This is a genomic window from Pedobacter sp. B4419, from assembly GCF_059693725.1.
This window is the reverse complement of sequence record NZ_JCASSL010000002.1, coordinates 2,072,977-2,094,362: the sequence shown is the minus strand read 5'-3', so window position 1 is coordinate 2,094,362 and position 21,386 is coordinate 2,072,977. Positions and strand designations below refer to the sequence as shown.

At 43.7% G+C, this 21,386-nt stretch carries 18 protein-coding genes and 1 riboswitch; of the genes, 10 read left to right on the top strand and 8 right to left on the bottom strand.

Features of this window, described 5'->3' with window-relative positions; all coding sequences use genetic code 11:
- Positions 1-17 precede the first annotated feature (17 nt).
- From AC570H_RS20580 to metF, 5 genes are all read left to right on the top strand, one after another.
- Positions 18-584, top strand: coding sequence for a hypothetical protein (locus AC570H_RS20580; protein ID WP_497358440.1), 567 nt, complete (start codon positions 18-20; stop codon positions 582-584).
- 38 nt (positions 585-622) lie between these two features.
- Positions 623-1,366, top strand: a complete 744-nt coding sequence (locus tag AC570H_RS20575; protein WP_497358437.1) for a Bax inhibitor-1/YccA family protein — start codon at positions 623-625, stop codon at positions 1,364-1,366.
- A 116-nt stretch (positions 1,367-1,482) separates the two neighbouring features.
- Positions 1,483-1,583: riboswitch (SAM riboswitch) on the top strand.
- A gap of 121 nt (positions 1,584-1,704) precedes the next feature.
- The gene (metH, locus tag AC570H_RS20570) at positions 1,705-5,406 is read left to right on the top strand and encodes a methionine synthase (protein WP_497358435.1); all 3,702 of its coding nucleotides are present in this window, start codon (positions 1,705-1,707) and stop codon (positions 5,404-5,406) included.
- 76 nt (positions 5,407-5,482) lie between these two features.
- Positions 5,483-5,848 (top strand): four helix bundle protein, encoded by a 366-nt coding sequence (locus AC570H_RS20565; RefSeq protein WP_497358433.1) that lies wholly within the window; start codon positions 5,483-5,485, stop codon positions 5,846-5,848.
- A gap of 40 nt (positions 5,849-5,888) precedes the next feature.
- Positions 5,889-6,842: a methylenetetrahydrofolate reductase [NAD(P)H] gene (gene metF, locus AC570H_RS20560; RefSeq protein WP_497358431.1), complete on the top strand. Its 954-nt coding sequence runs from the start codon at positions 5,889-5,891 to the stop codon at positions 6,840-6,842.
- Here the strand turns inward: metF and AC570H_RS20555 are convergent.
- On the bottom strand, positions 6,839-8,815 hold the full coding sequence (locus AC570H_RS20555) for an Ig-like domain-containing protein (protein ID WP_497358428.1): 1,977 nt from the start codon (positions 8,813-8,815) through the stop codon (positions 6,839-6,841). The two genes, metF and AC570H_RS20555, sit on opposite strands and share 4 nt — an antisense overlap.
- Before the next feature lie 182 nt (positions 8,816-8,997).
- On the opposite strand from AC570H_RS20555, the gene AC570H_RS20550 reads away from it, so the two are divergent.
- The 4 genes from AC570H_RS20550 to AC570H_RS20535 all read left to right on the top strand — a co-directional run bounded on the left by AC570H_RS20550 (position 8,998) and on the right by AC570H_RS20535 (position 12,323).
- On the top strand, positions 8,998-9,729 hold the full coding sequence (locus AC570H_RS20550; protein ID WP_497358426.1) for a hypothetical protein: 732 nt from the start codon (positions 8,998-9,000) through the stop codon (positions 9,727-9,729).
- Between the two features lie 130 nt (positions 9,730-9,859).
- Entirely contained in the window at positions 9,860-10,681 is an 822-nt protein-coding gene (locus AC570H_RS20545; protein WP_497358424.1) for a T9SS type B sorting domain-containing protein, read from the top strand.
- Positions 10,682-10,699: 18 nt separating this feature from the next.
- Complete coding sequence (locus AC570H_RS20540; RefSeq protein ID WP_497358422.1) at positions 10,700-11,674, top strand: PorP/SprF family type IX secretion system membrane protein; 975 nt, start codon at positions 10,700-10,702, stop codon at positions 11,672-11,674.
- A 94-nt stretch (positions 11,675-11,768) separates the two neighbouring features.
- Entirely contained in the window at positions 11,769-12,323 is a 555-nt protein-coding gene (locus tag AC570H_RS20535) for a hypothetical protein (RefSeq protein WP_497358420.1), read from the top strand.
- An 84-nt stretch (positions 12,324-12,407) separates the two neighbouring features.
- Here the strand turns inward: AC570H_RS20535 and AC570H_RS20530 are convergent, their stop codons facing one another.
- The 7 genes from AC570H_RS20530 to AC570H_RS20500 all read right to left on the bottom strand — a co-directional run bounded on the left by AC570H_RS20530 (position 12,408) and on the right by AC570H_RS20500 (position 20,146).
- Positions 12,408-12,953, bottom strand: coding sequence for an REP-associated tyrosine transposase (locus tag AC570H_RS20530; protein ID WP_497358418.1), 546 nt, complete (start codon positions 12,951-12,953; stop codon positions 12,408-12,410).
- Positions 12,954-13,129: 176 nt separating this feature from the next.
- Positions 13,130-14,446 carry a threonine synthase gene (thrC, locus tag AC570H_RS20525; protein ID WP_497358416.1) on the bottom strand — a complete coding sequence of 439 codons (1,317 nt, stop codon included), beginning with the start codon at positions 14,444-14,446 and terminating at the stop codon, positions 13,130-13,132.
- 164 nt (positions 14,447-14,610) lie between these two features.
- The gene (locus AC570H_RS20520; RefSeq protein WP_497358414.1) at positions 14,611-15,540 is read right to left on the bottom strand and encodes a homoserine kinase; all 930 of its coding nucleotides are present in this window, start codon (positions 15,538-15,540) and stop codon (positions 14,611-14,613) included.
- 19 nt (positions 15,541-15,559) lie between these two features.
- The gene (locus tag AC570H_RS20515; RefSeq protein ID WP_497358412.1) at positions 15,560-16,009 is read right to left on the bottom strand and encodes a DinB family protein; all 450 of its coding nucleotides are present in this window, start codon (positions 16,007-16,009) and stop codon (positions 15,560-15,562) included.
- Between the two features lies 1 nt (position 16,010).
- Complete coding sequence (thrA, locus tag AC570H_RS20510) at positions 16,011-18,464, bottom strand: bifunctional aspartate kinase/homoserine dehydrogenase I (RefSeq protein WP_497359188.1); 2,454 nt, start codon at positions 18,462-18,464, stop codon at positions 16,011-16,013.
- A 447-nt stretch (positions 18,465-18,911) separates the two neighbouring features.
- On the bottom strand, positions 18,912-19,376 hold the full coding sequence (locus AC570H_RS20505; protein ID WP_497358410.1) for a transposase: 465 nt from the start codon (positions 19,374-19,376) through the stop codon (positions 18,912-18,914).
- Positions 19,377-19,690: 314 nt separating this feature from the next.
- Entirely contained in the window at positions 19,691-20,146 is a 456-nt protein-coding gene (locus AC570H_RS20500; protein WP_497358408.1) for an acetyltransferase, read from the bottom strand.
- Between the two features lie 170 nt (positions 20,147-20,316).
- Between AC570H_RS20500 and rsgA the strand changes: the two genes are divergently transcribed.
- Positions 20,317-21,237: a ribosome small subunit-dependent GTPase A gene (gene rsgA, locus AC570H_RS20495; RefSeq protein ID WP_497358406.1), complete on the top strand. Its 921-nt coding sequence runs from the start codon at positions 20,317-20,319 to the stop codon at positions 21,235-21,237.
- Positions 21,238-21,386: the final 149 nt, after the last annotated feature.

The following is a 21,386-nucleotide window of genomic DNA, read 5'->3' as shown; positions in this document are numbered from 1 at the left end:
ACTACTAAAATCTTTTTATGCACGAGATAGAACCCTTTTATTTATGGCGCGATGATTACATCGCTGCAGAAGATGAGCGTTCGCCGTTTTTTAATACCGAATACTCCGAATTCTATTTCGACAAGCAGCTTTACAATTACCTCATCCACCCCCAGTGGGATACTTTTGGCTCGCCTACCTTGTACCTCAAGGTGCTGTATGCCGATTATGAAAGGGGCTATGCCATTATTGAAATGATGGGCGAATGGAACGATACTATCCACAACGACATCATGATGCTGAAAAGGGAAATCATAGAACTCATGATCCAGGAAGGCATTGACAAGTTTATCCTGGTGGGCGAAAACGTGCTGAACTTCCACGCCTCAGACGATAGCTATTACGAAGAGTGGTTTCAGGATGTAGAAGACGGATGGATTGCGGGCATCAACTTCAGCCAGCACGTGATCCGCGAGTTTCGCGACCACAGCATCGACTACTACATCAACTTTGGGGGCGAACTGGACGAAATGCACTGGAGAAAGCTCAAACCGCTACAGTTTTACAAAAAAGTGGAAGAACTCTTGACAAAAAGATTAAATTAAAACCGTATTTTTAACCTACATTATTTTCAACTAAAAAAATGGAACAAGAAAATTATCAATACCAAGATAAATCGGTCTTTGTACAAGAGCGATCGATCTCTAAAAAATTCTTTGCCAATGTATTCCTTTGGATGTTTGTGGCACTGGCTATTTCTACTTTTGCCGCTTTATTTATTTCTAATTCTGCAGAAGCGCTTTCTTACCTGATCAATTTTGAAACAGGCCAAAGAACTATTTTTGGCTATATTGCTATGTTTGCGCCACTTGGTCTCGTAATTTTAATGGGGGCCGGCTTTAACAAGCTTTCTTATGGCGCGTTATTAACCGTATTTGTATTATTCTCTGTATTGCTAGGTGTTAGCTTGAGCTTTATTTTGCTGATCTACACCAGTGCTTCGGTAATCAGTTGCTTCGCGGCAGCAGCCGGTATTTTCGGTATAATGGCCTTTTTAGGTTATACCACTGACGTAGACCTTAGCAAGTTCGGCCCGATCTTAATGATTGGCGTAGTTGGTTTGTTTATTGCAGGGATATTAAACATGTTCATCAAAAGCGAACAGTTTAGCTTGGTAATGGCTTTTATCGGCATTGCGATATTTACAGCCTTAACAGCTTATGATGTACAAAAGATCAAAAGAATTGGTATGGGCATTGAAGAAAACGGCGATCAGATGGTAGCAACAGACACAAAGAAATTAGCCATTATGGCTGCTTTGTCGCTTTACCTCGATTTCATCAACATTTTCCTTTACCTGTTGCGCATTTTCGGCGGCAGAAGATAAGCGCCACAATCAAAACATTATATCGAAGGCCATGCACATTTGCATGGCCTTTGTAATTTTATTTGGTTTCGACACGATATTTTTGGAATTGATGTTGCATTGTTGCATTTTTGTACTGCTTATTAAGAAAGATGGAGGGATTAGACCCTGCGAAGTCTTAGCAACCTGTGCTGACAAGGTGCTAAATTCTATTCTGTTAATCAGAAAAAGATAAGTTAAAGTCAAAATATAGCCCGACTTTTCGAGATAAGCCAACATTAGATTAGAGTATAGCGTATTGCGTAAAGCGATATTTCTCTAGGTAAGCGCTATACCCATATCTCAATACGCCATACTTAATGAACATTAGAGAAGAGTTAGAGAAAAGGATCTTAATTATAGATGGTGCCATGGGCACGATGATACAACGTTATATCCTAAGCGAAGAAGATTTTAGGGGCGAACGTTTTGCAAATCATCCTTGTGATGTAAAAGGCAATAACGATTTGCTCAATATCACGCGCCCGGATATCATCAAAGCCATTCACCTTGAGTATTTGCAGGCTGGTGCCGATATCATCGAAACCAATACCTTCAGTACCCAACGTATTTCTATGGCCGACTACCAGATGGAAGACCTTTCTTACGAATTGAGTTTTGAAGGTGCCCGGGTAGCCAAAGAAGCCGTGCTGGAATTTATGGCCAAAAACCCAGGCAGACAATGTTTTGTAGCCGGTGCCATTGGTCCAACCAACCGTACGCTTTCCCTTTCTCCAGATGTAAACGATCCGGGTTATAGGGCCATTACCTTCGACCAGTTGTATGATGCCTACTACGAGCAGATCAGAGGATTGGTTGACGGTGGTTCAGACCTATTGCTCATCGAAACCATATTCGACACCTTAAATGCCAAAGTAGCTATTGCAGCTATTAAGCAATATGAAGAAGTAGTGGGCCGCAAGCTCGAAATCATGATTTCGGGAACCATTACCGATGCTTCTGGAAGAACGCTTTCTGGCCAAACGGCAGAGGCTTTTCTAAATTCCATCAGCCATGCCCAGCCTTTAAGTGTTGGCTTTAACTGTGCCTTGGGCGCCAAAGAAATGCGTCCGCACATTGAAGAACTGGCTGCCAAGGCAACTTGTTATGTTTCGGCCTACCCTAATGCCGGTTTGCCAAACGAATTTGGAGCCTATGATGAAATGCCACATGAAACGGCGCACCTGGTTGATGATTTTATCACCTCGGGTTTCGTAAACATTGTGGGTGGCTGTTGTGGCACTACGCCAGAACACATTGGCTGCATTGCCGAAAAGGCAAGAAAATCTCAGCCGAGACAAATTCCTACGGTTGAGCCTTACCTGCGTTTGAGCGGTTTGGAACCCGTAACCATCACCCCCGAAAGCATTTTCGTAAACGTAGGAGAGCGAACCAACATTACGGGTTCTCCCAAATTTTCTAAACTCATTTTGGGTGGCGATTACGAAGCTGCCTTAACCGTGGCACGCCAACAGGTAGATGGAGGCGCACAGGTGATCGACATCAATATGGACGAGGGCATGCTCGATTCGGAAGCAGCCATGACCAAATTCCTCAACCTGATTGCCTCTGAACCCGATATTTCCAAACTGCCCATCATGGTCGATTCATCTAAGTGGTCGGTAATTGAAAATGGCTTGAAATGTTTGCAGGGCAAAGGCATCGTTAACTCTATTTCGCTAAAAGAAGGCGAAGAGAAGTTTAAGGAAAGTGCCCGCAAAATTATGCGCTATGGTGCGGCTATCGTGGTAATGGCTTTTGATGAACAGGGCCAGGCCGACAACTATGAGCGGAGAATTGAAATCTGTAAAAGAAGTTATGATATCCTAGTCAACGAATTAGGTTTTCCACCACAGGATATCATTTTCGACCCTAATATTTTAACGGTTGCCACCGGTTTGGAAGAGCATAACAATTATGCCGTCGATTTTATCAACGCCACCCGCTGGATCAAAGAAAACCTGCCTTATGCCAAGGTAAGCGGCGGGGTTTCTAACATTTCCTTCTCTTTTAGAGGCAACAACGTGGTTCGCGAAGCCATGCACTCTGCCTTTCTGTTCCATGCCATCAAAGCTGGACTTGACATGGGCATTGTAAACGCCGGAATGCTGGAAGTTTACCAAGAAATTGAGCCTGAATTGCTGGAGCGCGTGGAAGATGTATTGCTTAACCGCAGACCAGATGCCACAGAACGTTTGGTAGATTTTGCCGAAACCGTAAAAAACAAAGGCAAGGCCATAGTTAAAGATGAAACCTGGCGCAAAGCTCCGGTTGAAGAAAGATTATCGCATGCCTTGGTAAAAGGCATTATCGAATACCTTGACGAAGATGTGGAGGAGGCAAGGCTGAAATACCCTCGTCCCCTACACGTAATCGAAGGCCCCCTAATGGATGGCATGAACATCGTAGGCGATCTTTTTGGTGCAGGCAAAATGTTCCTGCCTCAGGTGGTTAAATCGGCCAGGGTAATGAAAAAAGCCGTAGCCATTTTATTGCCTTATATCGAGGCCGAGAAATTGGCCAATCCTGATGGCAACCAAAGCTCATCGGCCGGCAGAGTACTGATGGCTACCGTAAAAGGCGATGTACACGATATCGGCAAAAATATTGTAGGCGTAGTATTGGCTTGTAATAACTTTGAGATTGTAGATATGGGTGTAATGGTTCCTGCACAGGAAATCATTAAAAAAGCCAGAGAAATCAATGCGGATATCATTGGCTTAAGTGGCTTGATCACCCCTTCGTTGGATGAGATGGTTCACTTTGCCAAAGAAATGGAGCGCGAAGGTTTTACCATTCCGTTAATTGTGGGTGGCGCTACCACTTCACGTATCCATGCTGCCGTAAAAATTGCACCTAATTATTCTGGTCCCGCCATCCACGTACTCGATGCTTCGCGTAGCGTAACCGTATGCAGTACCCTGATGAACCAGGAAACACGTGGCGACTATATTGCCGGCATCAAGGCCGAATACGACAAAGCGCGTGAGGCACATTTGAACAAACGTTCTGATAAACGCTATAAAAACATTGAAGAGGCACGTACCGATCAATTCAAAATTGATTTGGATACCGTTGCTCCTGCCCCAACTTTTACGGGCACCCGCGTTTTTGAAGATTATCCTTTAGACGACCTGGTGCCTTATATCGATTGGACTCCGTTTTTCCATACCTGGGAATTAAGGGGAAGCTACCCGAAAATATTCAATGATAAAACAATTGGCGTTGAGGCACAAAAATTATTCGATGATGCCCAAGTATTGCTCAAACGCATTTTAGATGAAAAATTGCTCACTGCCAAAGGCGTAATTGGTTTCTGGCCTGCCAATTCGGTAGGAGACGATATCCAGTTGACAGTTGACAGCTCAGAGTTGGCAGCTGACCCACACCTGAAAACTGATAACTCAAAACTGATAACTATTCACACGTTGCGCCAGCAAACAGAGAAAGTTGCAGGCGAGCCGTATTATGCCCTGTCTGATTTTATTGCGCCAAAAGACAGCGGCGTGCAGGATTATTTTGGTGGCTTTGCAGTAACAGCAGGCATCGGCTGTGATGAACTGGTGGCAGAGTTTGAGAAAAACCATGATGACTACAACAGCATTATGGCCAAGGCCTTGGCCGATCGTTTGGCCGAAGCTTTTGCAGAGCGCATGCACGAACTGGTAAGAAAAGATTATTGGGGCTATGCCAAAGAGGAAAATCTCGATAACCAAGAACTGATTAAAGAGGCTTATGCGGGTATCCGTCCGGCACCAGGCTACCCTGCTTGTCCAGACCATACCGAAAAAGAAACCTTATTTAACCTTTTAGATGCCGAAAACAAAATCGGATTAAGGCTAACCGAGAGCTTCGCCATGTATCCAGCTGCAGCGGTAAGTGGTTTTTATTTCTCGCATCCGCAATCGCGCTATTTCGGATTGGGCAAAATTACCAAAGACCAAGTGGAAGAATACGCCCTAAGAAAAAACATGCCGATAGAAGAGGTGGAAAGGTGGCTGGCGCCTAATTTGGCCTATTAGTTACGGGTTGTTAGTTGGATAGTTGTTAGTTGGATAGTTGTTAGTTGGTTAGTTGTTAGTTGTTAGTTGTTCATACATGAGTTATCAGAAGTATACAGAGTTGGACGTTTGGAAAAAGGCAAGAGGATTTGCTTCGCAGGTCTATTTGCTCACTTCTAAATTTCCTAAAGAAGAGTTGTATGGATTAACGAGCCAACTAAGGAGATGTGCAGTTTCAATCCCCTCTAATATTGCAGAAGGATGTGGCAGACAACATAAAAAAGAAACGATACAATTTTTATCGATTGCCAGAGGTTCATTATTTGAAATAGAAACTCAAATTTATATTTCTAAAGATTTATCTCTTATCACTGATGAACAGCTAAATAGCTGTCTTGAAGAAATTGAAGACTTAGGAAAATTAATCAACGGTTTTATTAGATACTACAACACCATCAACTAAAAACTAATGACGAACCAACGAAAACTGATTATCAACAAGAATGAAGATCACCGAACATATTAAAAACGCAAAAGGCAAAGCCCTTTTTTCTTTCGAATTGCTGCCTCCAACCAAAGGACAGAGCATCCAGTGGGTTTATGATGCCATTGATCCCTTATTGGAGTTTAATCCGCCATTTATTGATGTTACTTCATTAAGGGAGGATTACATTTACAAGGAGCTCGACAACGGATTGTTGCAAAAGGTTTCGTACCGCAAGCGCCCAGGCACCATTGCCATTTGTGCGGCCATCATCAACAAATACAAGATTGATGCGGTGCCTCATTTAATTTGTGGCGGTTTTACCAAGGAAGAAACCGAAAATGCATTGATCGACCTTCAGTTTTTGGGAATAGATAACGTATTGGCCCTTCGCGGTGATGCCAGACAGGCCGATTCTACCTTTACGCCTACTCCTGGAGGCCATTGCTATGCAACAGACCTTATCCAGCATATTAAAAACCACAACGAAGGCAAGTTCCTGCACGAAGATGTGGAATCTTTTAAAAGCGACTTCTGCATTGGTGTAGCGGGCTATCCCGAAAAGCATTTTGAAGCACCGAACTTGAACGCCGATTTCAAATACCTGAAGAAAAAGGTAGATATGGGAGCCGAATTTATCGTAACCCAGATGTTTTTCGATAACCAAAAATACTTCGACTTTGTAAACAAGTGCAGAGAGAATGGCATCAACGTACCGATTATCCCAGGACTGAAACCCATCAGCAGTGCCAAACAATTGGTGGCCTTGCCCAAGATCTTCCACATTGATTTGCCTGAAGATTTGAGCGATGCGGTATCACATGCCAAATCAACCGCCGAGGTAAAAGAGATTGGAACAGAATTTATGATCAAGCAATGCAAAGAGCTGATTGAATTTGGCGCTCCCGTGCTCCATTTCTACACCATGGGCAGACCAGAACAGACTCAAAAAATAGCAAGGGCAGTATTTTAAAAGCTTTTGGCAGCACTGCCTTGCGTTGCTACATGCGGCGTGGCTGTTGCCGTTAGCGTTATGGTGGCTACGTTTGACACATTGTTTTCTTTATCCTTAACGGTGTAGCTAATTGCTGTTGGATTGCCGGCATATCCGCTATTGGGTGTAAAAGATATCGTTCCTGTGGTATTGTCTACTTGCCAAGTTCCCTGATTGGCCACTACGAGTGTTTTGCCTGCATTTGTTGTACCCGCAGTAGTAATCACTACTGTTGAAGCAATTGGGCTATCGCCTGTATTGTCGTTTGCTAAAATATTTACGGTTTGAGCTTTGCTTGGCGTATAGCATAACACATCATTTGTGGCCAAGGGCTTAATATCCAGCAGCGCTGAGGAGCTATAATTGCCACAAATGTTGTTCGTTTTTGTTACCAGCACGCGGTATCGATTATTGTTAATGGCCAAGCTTACACCCGTAATGGTTAACTGAGCGCCTGTTGCTCCACTGTATGTTCCGTTATTAGTTAAATTTGTCCAGGTAGTTCCATTATCGCTACTTTGCTGCCATTGATAAACATCAGTTGCGGCCGTATTATTGAGGCTTACCGAAAAACTGGTGTTGCTCCCTACATCAACTAACTGGTTAGCTGGCAGGCTTAAAAAGGAAAACGCTCCCGATGAGCCTACATTGGCATAGTTGCCACTATAGCTAGCTCCCACAACCATTCCATCGCTGTCAACCGTTCTTGGCATAGGGCCATACCTGCCATCGCTGCCTGCTGCTGTTGCACTTCCATAATATTCGTTTGCATCAGCACAGCCATCATTGTCGCTATCCGTATCTAAATAATCAGGAATACCGTCGCCATCTGTATCAGGACTAATTAAGGGCCTAACCGAAACATCATCAATAGCAAAGTCGTTCCCATCGGCAGCCAATGACAGGTTGCTCACTTCCAATCGGTAAGTACCCGCAGTGCTAATGGTTACCAAACCTGTTGCTTGTTGCCAATCCGATCTTGTAATTTCGGCTCCTGTAGATTTCATTGTAGGGTATAGCTTACCCGTTTGAAAGCTAGCGATAACGGTATTGCCACTGTAAAGCCTAATCTCGATATTGCCGGCTTCGCTGGTACTTGCACCAGTAAATGCGCTGATTGCCCACACCGCCAATTTGTAGGTATTAGGCGTTAGGGCTAAGTCTTCTTTATAAAACACCCCCGATGATGTAGAACCGTTTACCGCCAAGTAGGCATCAGTCTCGTCGCCAGTAGTATGCCCAGATAAGTTTTTCCAAATGCCTGTATGAATAGAATTACACCATGCACGGCTCGTTACTACATACACTGCTTCTGGCATTAATGAGTTTACCGCCGAACCACCATAACTATAGGGATTGCCCGGAGGGGTGGGCAAATCGCGGGTCTTTTCTGTGCTGTTTATTGTACCAAAGGAACCACTAGATGCATTGCTGTTTATCTGCGGCCACTCTACTTCATCATAAATGCCATCATTATCGTCATCTAAATCTATATCATCGCTTACCCCATCATTATCCGAATCGACGAAAGCAGAAGCCACCACGTTAATGCTGTAGGTTGCAGCGGCAGAAGTGCCATTATTGTCAACTGCGGCAAACTTGAATGTTGCCTTACCCACAAAGGGCAAATTGGGCGAGTTAAAATTAGGCCTAAATTTTAAGCCGGCGGCTTGGGTGGTAGTCAGCATATCGTTTAAAGCAACTAACGTCATGCCATCATTGTAATACAATTCCCCCTCGGTTGAGGCGGGCAAACTGGTAATCTTAAACCTCAAGGTGCCGTTAACCGAAGTTGCAGTTAAAGGATCTATCCGCTGCATGCCTTCGGTGTTGATCAATGTTTTGGCATTAGTGATATTACCTACTGTTGCAACACGAGAAAAATGCTTCCCAGCCGAACTGTATTGCGTTCCAAACAGCATCAACAAAAAAACAAAAACGACTGTCTTCATCTACAGAATTTATGACTATTTATAACTATGGCCCCGGCAAATATACTTTGAGATGTTTGTGTTGCTAGTTTCTTGTTAAGCATTTTCAAATATTGCAAAATATCGCCAATTGCTGTACATTTTTTTCAGCCCCAGAAGAAATAAATACTATATTAGTTGACAAAAAAACCCCCTTCCCTATTATGAAAACCTATTTACCTCTGAAAACGATCTTAGCTTTCGTTGTTCTATTCTTTGCTATTGGTGTCAAGGCCCAGGTCACTTCTGCAACCGCAAATGCCATATTGGTTTGCGATGGTGGAGACCTCAAATTTGATAACACCAACATTCCCAGCACTCACGACATTAAATTGTATTACAGTGCCACCAAAGTAAATGTCCCAACAGACGATCCGGCAGCTGCACCAGGCATTACCGACATTACCGCATCGATAACCCTTGGCTCTCCAAACACACTGGCCGAAGCCGCAACAAAAACAGGATATTATTACCTCAAAGGTGTACCCAATGCCACCAATCCTACACTGTGCGAAACTCCTTACCAAGAAATTGCGGTTTATAAATTCAAGCCACTATCTGTTGATTTTGTGGCAAAGGATTTCTGTACCGTATCGCCTGTACAACAAGCCGGAACAGCCACTACCACTGATGCCACAACGCTGGCCTACCAATGGTACACTGTAAACGGAGGCACCGAACAGGCCATTAGCGGCGCAACAAGCCAAAACTACACACCAGCTGCCAATTTATCGGCGGGCACCTATACCTATAGATTAAAGACTGCCTACAAAGTAAATATTGCCGGTACAGACAAATACTTCTGTATGGCCTTGGCAGATAAAACAATTACCATCAATCCTAAGCCAACGGCACCAAATGTTACCGTAACCGGAGCTACCCCAGTAGGTTTATAAGCTGCCACTATAGCATTACATGAACTTGAGATTTTATGTCTTAATGTTTTTTGCTTTAGTGTTTTTGTCTCCGGAAGCGTACGGTCAAAATGTAACCCCACGGCAAAAATACCTCCTTAAAAAAGGGGGCATGGCCGTATTGCGTGCCAACGCGACCGATGCCACATCTTATGTTTGGTATAAAGACAATGTGCTGATCAAAGGAGAAACCATCGCTACACTAAGCGTAGGCGAAGGCGGCATCTATAAGGTTTTAGCCCAGAACGCAACAAATTGCCAATCGGATGCAACAGAAATCGAAATCATTATAGAAGAACCTCCAAGCGCAGATGTGGCCATTACCAAAAGATCAGAGGCGAGGGATGTATTAAGCAACCAAAGCTTCAGCTATTACCTTACTGCCCGCAATAACGGTCCAAAAGATGCGACCAACGTAAATGTTGCCGATGTCCTGCCTGAAAACCTGATCTTCGAAAGTTTGTGGACAATAACTGGCGATGCCAACTACAAGTCCGATACGCGAACGGTAAACTGGTTAATTCCAGCGCTGGCAGTTAATAATACTGTGCAGCTGGAGCTAAAGGTAAAAGCTACAGCGCCCGGCAAGGTAAGCAATACAGCCCAAGTTAGCGCTACAGAACAAGATCCTAAATTAAGCAACAATACTGCCACAGACCACAAGCAAATTGGCGCCCTACACGTACACAATGTCTTTACTCCAAACGGCGACGGGAAAAACGACACTTTTACAATTGACAATCTCAACTCTTTTGAAGAAAATCAGCTTACCATCATCAACCGTTGGCAAAGCACTGTTTATCAAACCAAAAATTACAAAAACGACTGGAACGGCAGCGAGCTCAGCGACGGCACCTACTTTTATATCATTAAAGTACGTAATGGCCAGCAGCCGTGGATTGAGCAAAAAGGTTATGTTACCCTATTGAGATAAGCCCAAAATGCAGAGGATATGAGATGGAACCTATTACTTTACGTATTGCTATTGTTTAGCCAAATAAGCGTCTTTGCACAACAGGATGCCCAATTTGGACAATATATTTTCAATCAGATGCATGTCAATCCGGCCTACACTGGCTATAAGGAAGAATTGTATTTGCAAGCTTTTAGCCGGATGCAGTGGACCGGTATCAAGGGTGCGCCACAAACTTATTCGATTTCGGCAGATGAAGCCGTTTATTTTCAGCAAATAGGCCTTGGCCTCATCATCAATAAAGACAATATCGGCGCCCAAAATTCATTAAGTGCTGTCGGTAATTTTTCTTATCGCATTACGCTCGACCATAGGGAGACTAAGGTGCTGGCCTTTGGTTTGGGTGCTGGTATGAGCCAGATGGGAATAAATGGAAACCTGCTAGATCCTGCAGAGCAAGGCGACACGCACATACCCGTAGGCAACGAAAGCAAGTTCGTTCCAGAGTTTAGGGCAGGCATATTCTATTCCAGTCCCAGCTTTTTTATAGGGGCTTCTGCCACCAATCTGTTGGGCGGAAGGCTTTCATTATCTCTTAATAACCAAATTGTAAGCCTGAAACCGCAGCCACATTTCTATTTAACTTCAGGCATGGCTGTGCCGATCAATGAAAATGTGATATTTAGACCAACTTTTTTGCTAAAAAACGATTTTAAGGCGCCCGCTTCCTTAGATCTGAATGCTTTTTTCTTGTTCAACGAACGTCTTTGGCTAGGTGGCGTTTACCGTACTTCGATACAAACGAACAATAAAGACCCGAGGCAATCAGATTTGCCCAATCCGGCAGCGGTTGGCCTAATTGCAGAATTCTTTGTAAGTAAAAACTTCAGGCTGGGTTATGGCTATGATTTCAGCTTAACCAAGCTGCAAAGGTATGATTACGGCTCGCATGAAATATCTGTTGGATATTATTTTATCACCAGCAAGTCTTCTAGGCCTAAATGTTATTTCTAGCAACATTTAAAACTTCCTCTTTTTTATTTAGAAATCAAACACAAAACCACCTGTTTTAGCGTTTATGTCTTTACGTGTTTAAGCTATTCATTTCATGAAAACATCCCTCTTTTCTCTATTTGCGCTTTTTCTTTTCAATTTTGCACAGGCTCAAATTTCGGTTAGCTCAATTTCGGTTGAGAGCCTAAAGGACGCCCCTTTTAAATTTAAAGGCAGCAGGGCGATGATGGCTGACCGTGTTGACGATCCGAGCAGCAAAAACATCTTTCTTTTTTCTAAGGTAAAGTCGGGCAGCAATCCCGATACGCTTTTCTTTCAGAAATTCAGCAAAGCAAACGAGCAATGGAAACTGGTGCACGAAAAGACCATCGCCGCCCCCGGAGCCATTAGCATTTGGCAAAACAGAAAAGCCTTTTTTGATGCCGACCAGGATAAACAGGTAGACGCACTGTTTATTTATAGCCTCCATGATGCTGCGATGCAAAAACAGCTAGCGGTAAACCTGTTGCTGTTTTACAAGAACGAAAGCTATACCATTTCAGAAACCAAGGATAAAATAACCATCTATAGCACCAATTTTCAGCAGCTTCCAGAAAGCATGAAGAATTACCTGACCGAATATTGGGATGGGTTGGATAAGTGGAAATGATAGCGTTGGGATTCAGTTAGCGAGTTGGTCGGGATGTGTCATCTCGACCCCAATAACGCTGGATTTGTAATCCAGTAACATGAATTACGTCAAATAAACCACATCAATCAGTCCCAACTCTCCAGCATAACTGCTTGCCGAACTATATAAGTAATGTTCAGGCAGCGACACCAATCCACTTGCTACCGGATTTTGATGGATATAAGCTAGTTTTTGATCTACAAAATCGGGACTAAAGAGTTCGATCGGATGAAATCCATCTTGCCAAAATTTAAACTCTTCGTTTTTAGGATGAGTCTTGGCTGCAAACTGGAACTTATTCAACATCCAATCTCTGCTTTCGTTAATTTCTTTAATAGTACTTACTATTCGTTTTGAAGTAAATTTCTTAAAGTCCCTTACTACATCTGATAGATTTTTGCCCTCTTCGACACTTCCAATAAAATGAAGATGGCTAGGCATAAGGCACCAGGCATAAATAATAAGACCTTTATGTTTTTGGCAATAGATGAGACTATCGATAACGACTTCGGCCAATTCCTTTCTGGTAAACGCATCAATCCAACCTACAACAGTTGTAGTCATGAAGTAAATTCCATTCTGATCTGCTACCTGGTACTTAAAGGCCATTACTAAATATAATCAATTATTTGAAAGCGGATTGCAAATCCGCAGTTAGTAAGATCGGGAAAGCATTTCCCCACCAGCATCTTGCGTTGGTCGGGATGTGTCATCTCGACCCCAATAGCTCTGGATTTGTAATCCAGCTACTTTAATTATAAATCCTTAGCTAGTATAGTCAGGTTTTAAGAAGAACCCTTACTCATCAAATACCCTTTAAACCCTTCAAAATCCTTGCCTAGCGCTTCGTATTGCTTCTCTTTATCTTTAATTGAGCGGATCTGTTCTGGTAAGACTAATTTCTGTTGCATCTCGGCAGAAAAAACTTCAGGGAACTTACATACATGTGCGGTAGAAAGAAAGACTTTAGCAGCGTCATCATCTGGGTTTTCTTGTGCATAAGCCTGCACAGCCAGCCAGGCAATAGCAGTATGCGGACAGGCGATATAAGCGTATTTTTCAAAAATAGCTTGCATTCCTTCCAGTGTTTCTTCATCTGTAAAACGATAGCCTTTAAGCAAAGCCTTGAGTTTTGCTACATCGCCATCAAACAAATCCATAATGCGAACCCAATTACTCGGCGCACCAACATCCATGGCATTGGCATAGGTTTGTACCGAAGGCTTGGTTTCGTAAATCCCCAATTCTAAAAAACGGGGTACGGTATCGTTAGCGTTGGTGGCCGCAATAAACTGTTTTACCGGCAAGCCCATTTTGTAGGCCAGCATCCCGGCACCAATATTTCCAAAATTTCCGCTCGGCACGGCAAATACGACCTCATTAAAGCCTTGTCTTTTTAATTGGGCGTAGGCATTGAAATAATAGAAAGCCTGTGGAACCAATCGAGCGATGTTGATAGAATTTGCTGAGGTTAGCCTAAACTTGCTGTTCAGTTCTTCATCTGCAAAGGCTTGTTTAACCAAAGCCTGACAATCGTCAAAAGTACCATCCACGCTAATTGCCCTGATGTTTTGTCCATTGGTAGTCAGTTGCAATTCCTGCACGTCGCTTACCTTCCCTTTTGGATAAAGAATGGTTACGCGGGTATTGGGTACGCCCAAGAAACCCAAAGCAACAGCTCCACCAGTATCGCCAGAGGTAGCTACCAGCACATCGAGTAGCTGTTCGCCGTCTTTTAGAAAATAAGCCATGATCCGGCTCATGAACCTTGCTCCAAAATCCTTAAAAGCCAACGAAGGCCCATGGAACAATTCGAGCACAAAGGTCTGCTCATCGAGCTTCACCACTGGCGCATCAAAATTGATGGCTTCATTGATCAAGGTGCGCAAATCGGCATAGGGAATTTCATCGCCCAACAAGGCCGAAGCTACCCTGTAGGCAATTTCCTGAAAAGTATAATCCTCAATATGATCGATAAATTCTTGCTCTAGTTTGGGAATCTCTACTGGCATGTATAGTCCTTTATCTTGGGGCATGCTGTTAAACACCGCTTCCTGAAAAGAAACACGTAAATCTCTATTGTTGGTTGAATATAGTCTCATTTTGAAAAAGGTTGAAGGTATGAAGGTTGAAGGTTGAAGGGTAAAGAACATACCTACTTCTATCTTTAACCATCTGCCTTGTTTAAAAAGGTTGAAGGCAGGAAGGTTGAGGGTTTAAGAGTACATCACCTTCTGCCTCTAAACCTTTAACCATCCACTTAGTATTATAATACGCGCGGTCCTTCGGCATTTACCGCCGATACAAATGCCTTGCTGTTAATGTTCAGTTTATTGAGGTGCTGTTGCTGGGCCTTGGTAATCGCTTTTGCTGATTGCTCGTCTTTGGTTAAGGCAAAAACCGAAGGGCCTGAACCAGAAATCCCGAAGCCTAAAGCGCCATTTTCCATGGCCAGCTCACGCAGGTGCTCAAAACCCGGGATCAGGATTGACCGAACCGGCTCTACCAATACGTCTTTCATGCTCCGACCTACCAATTCGGTATCGTTTAGGCAAAGACCGGCCACTAAACCGGCTACATTACCCCATTGGGTTACGGCATCTTTAAGCAACACTTTGCTGCGGATCATTTGACGTGCATCTTTGGTGGGCACATCTACTTCAGGGTAAACAATGGCAGCGAATAAATTGCTGGGTGTTGGCAAAGCCACCAAATCCAACGGATCATAGCTCCGCACAAGTACAAAACCACCCATTAAAGCAGGCGCCACGTTATCGGCATGGCCATAGCCACATGCCAATTCTTCGCCCTTCATGGCAAAGGGAACCAATTCTTTTGCTGTTAACAAATTACCCATCAACTGGTTAATGGCAAACAAACCCGCTACCGTACTGGCCGAGCTCGAGCCCAAGCCGCTGCCAATCGGCATTTTTTTATGCAATTCGATTTCTACACCTATGTCCAACCGGTTGAGGTGTTTGAGGTAATGTTGCACGCTGGCGCTCACCGTATTCTTGTTCGAATCGAGGGGCAAGCGACCTTCATCGCCAGTAATTTTAAGCAGACGAACGCCAGGCTCATCAACCAAACGCATGATGACCTCGTCGCCAGGCTCATTAACGGCAAAGCCGAGCACATCAAAACCACAAACCACATTGGCAACGGTAGCAGGGGCAAATACTTTTATTTCTTTCATGTTTTAAGGTTGAGAACTGTTAGCGGAAAAGTTGCTTTAAATGGTAATCGAGGTGCACTAAGTAATCCTCTATGAAATAAGCCAGCGTATGCAGTTCTACCTTTCCTTTTCCGGTATCGCATACATTTTGCAGCTTGTTTGTCGGTATGTTTTCGATAACCCTGCAATATTGATGGTTGAGCAGCTTCCAAAGTGCTTTAACTTCATCAAGGCTAGCCGATTGGTAATCCTGATAAGCTACCCACTCATCTTGATGGTAAACAATTTTGGTTTCCTGCTCATATTGGCCCACTACCAAACGACGCAGGTTATTCATGGCGCTATCTGCCAAATGGCCCAACAGTTCTTTTTTCGACCATTTCTCAGGGTTCGGCTTTGCATTCCATGCCTCGTCGCTTATGTCATCAAAATTGTCAAAGGCACGGTCAACGGCAGTCCGTATTTTTTGTGCGGTTTCTAAATGTGTCATTTTAATTTGAGGTTCCTACGTTAATGATATCAGCAAATACGCCCGCAGCAGTTACTTCAGCCCCGGCACCTGGTCCTTTTACTACCAATGGCCTTTCCTTGTAACGGTCTGTAGTAAAGGAGATGATGTTGTCGCTCCCCGAAAGCATGTAGAACGGATGGTTTTCATCAACCATTTGAAGGGTGATTTCGGCCTTGCCGTTTTCGAGCTTGCCAATGTAGCGCAACACTTTTTTCTGTTGCTCGGCTTCGGTTTTCAATTGGTTAAAGTAAGTGGCATTGGCTGCTAGCTGTTCATAAAAATCGGCCACGGTTGGCGCTTGCAGACAGGCATCAGGCAACATACTTTCAATGCTTACATCTTGCTCTTCGAAGGCATAGCCGGCATCGCGGGCCAAGATCAGCATTTTGCGCATAAAATCACGGCCATTCAAATCGTCGCGCGGATCGGGTTCGGTATAGCCTTTATCTTGCGCTTCCTTTACCACTTCATGGAAAGCCACATCGCCTTTAAAGTGGTTGAAGATATAAGAAATAGTGCCCGATAAAATTGCCTCGATTCGTGCTACTTTATCTCCACTGGTCATTAGGTCTCTAAGTGTTCTGATGATGGGTAAGCCGGCACCGACATTGGTTTCATAATAAAAATCGACTCCATATTTACGGGCCGTATTTTTAAAGGTTTCGTATTGGGCCAAGCTTGCCGAGTTGCCAATTTTATTACAGGTAACTACCGAAATACTTGATTCGAAGATTCCTTGGTAATGTGGAACCGGCAAAGGACTGGCGGTGTTATCTACAAATACGCAATTGGGCAGGTTTAGGGCTTTCATTTGGGCTACAAAATCTTCCAAATTGGCCTGTTCGCCCTGTTCGTTTAAGCTTTGCTCCCAATTTTCGAGTGCAATGCCCTGAATGCTCAGCAACATTTTTCGGGTATTGCTGATGCCCATTACCTTCACCTGCAGGTCGTTGTTTTCGGCCAGAAAAGGCATCTGTACCTGCAATTGCTTAAACAAGGTTTTTCCAATGTTCCCGGTTCCCAAACAGAAAATATGCAGGGTTTTATTGAGCGAAGTATAAAAGGCATCGTGCACGGCATTGACCGCTTTTGATAGATCGGCTTTGGCAATAATTACCGAAATATTGTATTCTGACGAGCCTTGGGCAATGGCATGTACGTTCACCCCATTACGGCCCAGGGCATGAAACAGCTTGCCAGAGATGCCTGGGGTACGTTTCATGTTTTCGCCTACGATGGCTAATACCGCCAAGCCGTTTTCTACTTCTGGCGCATCCAGTTTTTTGGCCTGAAGTTCTAAGTCGAACTCTTTATTGATCAATTGTACGGCTTTTACCGCATCGGCAGGCTTAACCGCGAAGGTAATGCTATGCTCTGAAGATGATTGTGTAATCAATACCACATTGATCTGCTCTCGCGACAGCAAAGAAAACAGACGCCCACTAAAACCCGCTTTGCCTACCATGCCACTACCCGCCAAATTGATGATACTAATTTCGTCTATCGATGAAATGCCCTTGATGGGCAATGCCGATGGCTTTGCGCCATGACGGATGTAAGTACCTGCAAACTCGGGCTCAAAAGTATTGCGGATGGCAATCGGGATTTTTTTGAGGAAGGCCGGTGTCATGGTTGGTGGATAGATGACTTTGGCACCGAAATAAGAAAGCTCCATGGCTTCGATATAGCTGAGCTCGTTTAAAGAGAAAGCCTTTTTCACCATGCGCGGATCGGCAGTCATCATTCCGTTTACGTCGGTCCAGATCTGGATTTCGCTGGCATCTAGTGCGGACGCCAAAATAGCGGCTGTATAATCGCTGCCTCCCCTGCCCAAAGTGGTTACCCGATTGGCTTCGTTGCTGGCAATAAATCCGGTTACGAAAAGCAGTTTATCGGCATTGGTTTGGCAAAAATCCCTTACCAAAAAGTCGGTCAGCTGGTTGTTTACCCTTGCCTGTCCAAAATTGCTGTCTGTTTTAATAAATTGCGATGCATCTGCAAAAAGCGCTTCAGGAAATTTTTGTTTGGCAATGTGGCTCACCATCAGCGTACTGCAACGTTCGCCATAGCTCAGCACCAGGTCTTTGGCCTGCAGGCTCAGCTCTTGCAGGTTGTAAACGGCTTGCAACAGCTCTTCCAGTTCGTTGAAATAGATTTTAAGCTTGGTCAGCACCGGATTTTGCGCCGCAGCAGGCAACAATGCCCTTACCACATCAAAGTGGCGCTGTTCTATGGCTTTGAGCTCTTCGCCATAATCTTGAGATAACGCTGCCTTTTCGGCCATTGCCGTTAGCAGGTTGGTTACGCCACTCATTGCCGATAGCACCACAATGGGCTTTTCAGGGCTTTGACACTCTTGCTCAACAATGCCTAGCAAAGCTTTAATGCTTGCTACCGAACCTACGGAAGTACCTCCAAATTTTAAAATCTTCATCATAAACGGGTTAAAAAAAAAGCGCCCCGGGTTTTCCGGGGCGCTTCTAGTATATTTTGCTTCAGTTATACCACTAGCATCTCCCCATCCGGTGTTTGCCGGTTGTTGAGGTAATAATGGTAATAATCGAAGAGTTAAAAATCATTGTAATTAGTTGGTGTATTTTGTACACCGTAAAGTAGAAGATTATTTTTTGCAATGTCAAGGCTTTTGTGAAATTTATTTTCAAAAAATTGATTTGTAAGCTTTTACCCTTTTTTATCCGTGGCCTGGCGAATAGGATACCGAGCCAAGATTACTATTGAAATGGAAATGGTCTGTGCGTCACAGACCATGGAGAATAAATTTATTTTTTCCGTGGCCTCTGCGCCACAGGACACCTACAAAAGAACCATTGTTTAAAACGGTCTTAGCCACAGACCCTAGAGTTTGGAGTTTAAACTTAGCCTAAAACCTTTCCAAATAATGAGTAATAAACCCAAAATGATCTGTCTCAGTTTCATAAAAACCAGCCGACGACCATTGGTAGTTTTCAGGTGTATCGACCAAGCTCCATTTTTCCTGTAAAGGATTTAGATGGATGTATTCTATTTTTTGCTCAACTTTTACTCTACTATCCATCAAAATAGCAAGTGCATCTCTCTGCCATATCCGATATTGTCTTTCTCCTTCTTCTACCTTAAAAAGTGGCAATAATTGCTGATGGTTTAATTTTAGGTCTTTGATTAATTCATGACCTGTTTTTTTGTTAAAAGATGCGTGGGGCATTTCTTTACCGTTTTTCTTGATCATTTCCCAAACTAGATGGATATGGTTTGGCATAATTACAAACGCATAAACTACAATTAGCTTTTTTTCAACAAGTTCTCGAAGGCAGGCTATGATCAGTTCTTTATATTCGTCTCTTTTCAACAAATGCTTCCAATCTTTAATGGTTGATGTCCAAAAATAAACCTCGGTCAGGTCCATTCTCGAATTTCTTATCGGGTTTGTGTATGGCGTTAACATTCTTAGGTTAGATGGTTTACCTTTAAGATACGACAATTACACTAATTATTTCGTGGCCTTTATAGTTGAAAACGGCCTGTGAGCCACATATCGTGGAGTTGAAGTTGGAATTTGGAATTGGGATTCACCACCTCTCCATGGCCTGTGGCGCACAGAACACTACTTCATACATCATGACAAAACGGTCTGTGAGCCACAGACCATGGAGTTGGATTAGATTAAACCGTCGTTTTCAAAGCCAAGTGCAAAATTGGATAAGGCTTGCCCAAGCCATCGGTATCGCTTCTCTTGATCACTTCAAAGCCAAAATGCAGGTAAAACTGTAGGGCCTTTTCATTGGCTTCGTTTACATCGACATGGGTGATGTTAAATTGATGCAAAGCTTCATTCATCAAGAATCTACCCAAGCCTTTTCCGTGCGCATCGGGGTGCACAAAGAGCATTTCGAGGTGATGCTCCACTATACCCATAAAGCCCAACAGCTGGCCTTGATTGTTTTTAGCAACATATAAATCAACCGCATCAAAGTACTGGTCAAAAATCAGCTGCTTAAACAATTGCAGGTCTTCTTCCCTTAAAAAATGATGGGTTGCCCTTACAGCTGCTTCCCAAATAGAGATCAATTCGGGATAATCGTGCTTAATAGCGGGCTGGATAACATATGTTGGTTTCATTGGTTTCGATATAATCAATTCTGCAAAAATAGGGCTTTTAGTTATTGGCCTGCAAAATTTCTAGCATCCGTGTCCTGTGGCGCACAGGACACTACTTCATACATCATGACAAAACGGTCTGTGAGCCACAGACCATGAGTTGAACAATTTTCTTACCTTTACGCTTCAATATGCAGGGATTAGTTATTAAATCAACCGGAAGCTGGTACCAGGTTTATGCCGAAGATGACCGAACGTACGATTGCCGCATCAAAGGCAAGTTCAGGATCAAGGGCATCCAAACCACCAATCCTATTGCCGTGGGCGACAAGGTTGAATTTGAGCTGGAACCCAATGCCGATACCGGCGTGATAGACAAGCTGCAGGACCGCAAAAACTATATCATTCGCAAATCCATTAACCTTTCTAAGCAGGCACAGATCATTGCAGCCAATTTAGATCAGGCTTTTTTGATCGTGACCTTAGCATCGCCACGCACCTCGCTAGGCTTTATCGATCGTTTTTTGGTAACCTCCGAGGCTTATGATATTCCAACTTCGCTCATCTTTAACAAACTAGATCTGTTTAGTCCGAGAGGATTGGAAATTTTAGACGAGTACAAAGCCATTTACGAAAACATCGGCTATCCTTGCTATGCAGTTTCGGCCCTTAAAGGCACAAATATTGAACAGATCAAAGATTTGTTAAAAGATAAAACCACTTTATTTTCGGGCCATTCGGGCGTAGGCAAATCTAGCCTGATCAATGCGCTGTTGCCGGGTTTTGAAATTAAAACCGGCGAGGTTTCTGAGTGGAGCGACAAAGGACAGCATACCACTACCTTTGCCGAAATGCATGCCCTGCCTTTTGGTGGCTACCTGATCGATACGCCAGGCATACGCGAATTAGGCGTTTTCGACATCGAACCTGCAGAACTGAGCCATTATTTTGTAGAGATGCGCGATCGTTTAAATCAATGTCGCTTTAACAACTGCAGGCACATTAACGAACCGGGCTGTGCCGTAATCAAGGCTGTAGAAGAAGGCGAAATAGAAGTAAGCCGCTACGAAAGCTATCTAAGTATTTACCATGGCAATGATACGAGGGCTTGAGGTTAGTCTGTAGTCGGAGTAAAAGCATTTGTTGAGTAAGAGACCAATAAGGACAGCACAAAAATTCGAGAACAGAACCACTACCTTCGTTCCATAAACCTTATTGGAGCGAGCACGGAATGCAATGGAGTAAAGCGGAAAGAAGGACT

Coding starts and splice junctions, on each gene's coding strand:
- AC570H_RS20580 (WP_497358440.1), top strand. CDS start 18: ATGCACGAGATAGAACCCTTTTATTTATGGCGCGATGATTACATCGCT.
- AC570H_RS20575 (WP_497358437.1), top strand. CDS start 623: ATGGAACAAGAAAATTATCAATACCAAGATAAATCGGTCTTTGTACAA.
- metH (WP_497358435.1), top strand. CDS start 1,705: ATGAACATTAGAGAAGAGTTAGAGAAAAGGATCTTAATTATAGATGGT.
- AC570H_RS20565 (WP_497358433.1), top strand. CDS start 5,483: ATGAGTTATCAGAAGTATACAGAGTTGGACGTTTGGAAAAAGGCAAGA.
- metF (WP_497358431.1), top strand. CDS start 5,889: ATGAAGATCACCGAACATATTAAAAACGCAAAAGGCAAAGCCCTTTTT.
- AC570H_RS20555 (WP_497358428.1), bottom strand. CDS start 8,815: ATGAAGACAGTCGTTTTTGTTTTTTTGTTGATGCTGTTTGGAACGCAA.
- AC570H_RS20550 (WP_497358426.1), top strand. CDS start 8,998: ATGAAAACCTATTTACCTCTGAAAACGATCTTAGCTTTCGTTGTTCTA.
- AC570H_RS20545 (WP_497358424.1), top strand. CDS start 9,860: ATGGCCGTATTGCGTGCCAACGCGACCGATGCCACATCTTATGTTTGG.
- AC570H_RS20540 (WP_497358422.1), top strand. CDS start 10,700: ATGAGATGGAACCTATTACTTTACGTATTGCTATTGTTTAGCCAAATA.
- AC570H_RS20535 (WP_497358420.1), top strand. CDS start 11,769: ATGAAAACATCCCTCTTTTCTCTATTTGCGCTTTTTCTTTTCAATTTT.
- AC570H_RS20530 (WP_497358418.1), bottom strand. CDS start 12,953: ATGGCCTTTAAGTACCAGGTAGCAGATCAGAATGGAATTTACTTCATG.
- thrC (WP_497358416.1), bottom strand. CDS start 14,446: ATGAGACTATATTCAACCAACAATAGAGATTTACGTGTTTCTTTTCAG.
- AC570H_RS20520 (WP_497358414.1), bottom strand. CDS start 15,540: ATGAAAGAAATAAAAGTATTTGCCCCTGCTACCGTTGCCAATGTGGTT.
- AC570H_RS20515 (WP_497358412.1), bottom strand. CDS start 16,009: ATGACACATTTAGAAACCGCACAAAAAATACGGACTGCCGTTGACCGT.
- thrA (WP_497359188.1), bottom strand. CDS start 18,464: ATGAAGATTTTAAAATTTGGAGGTACTTCCGTAGGTTCGGTAGCAAGC.
- AC570H_RS20500 (WP_497358408.1), bottom strand. CDS start 20,146: ATGAAACCAACATATGTTATCCAGCCCGCTATTAAGCACGATTATCCC.
- rsgA (WP_497358406.1), top strand. CDS start 20,317: ATGCAGGGATTAGTTATTAAATCAACCGGAAGCTGGTACCAGGTTTAT.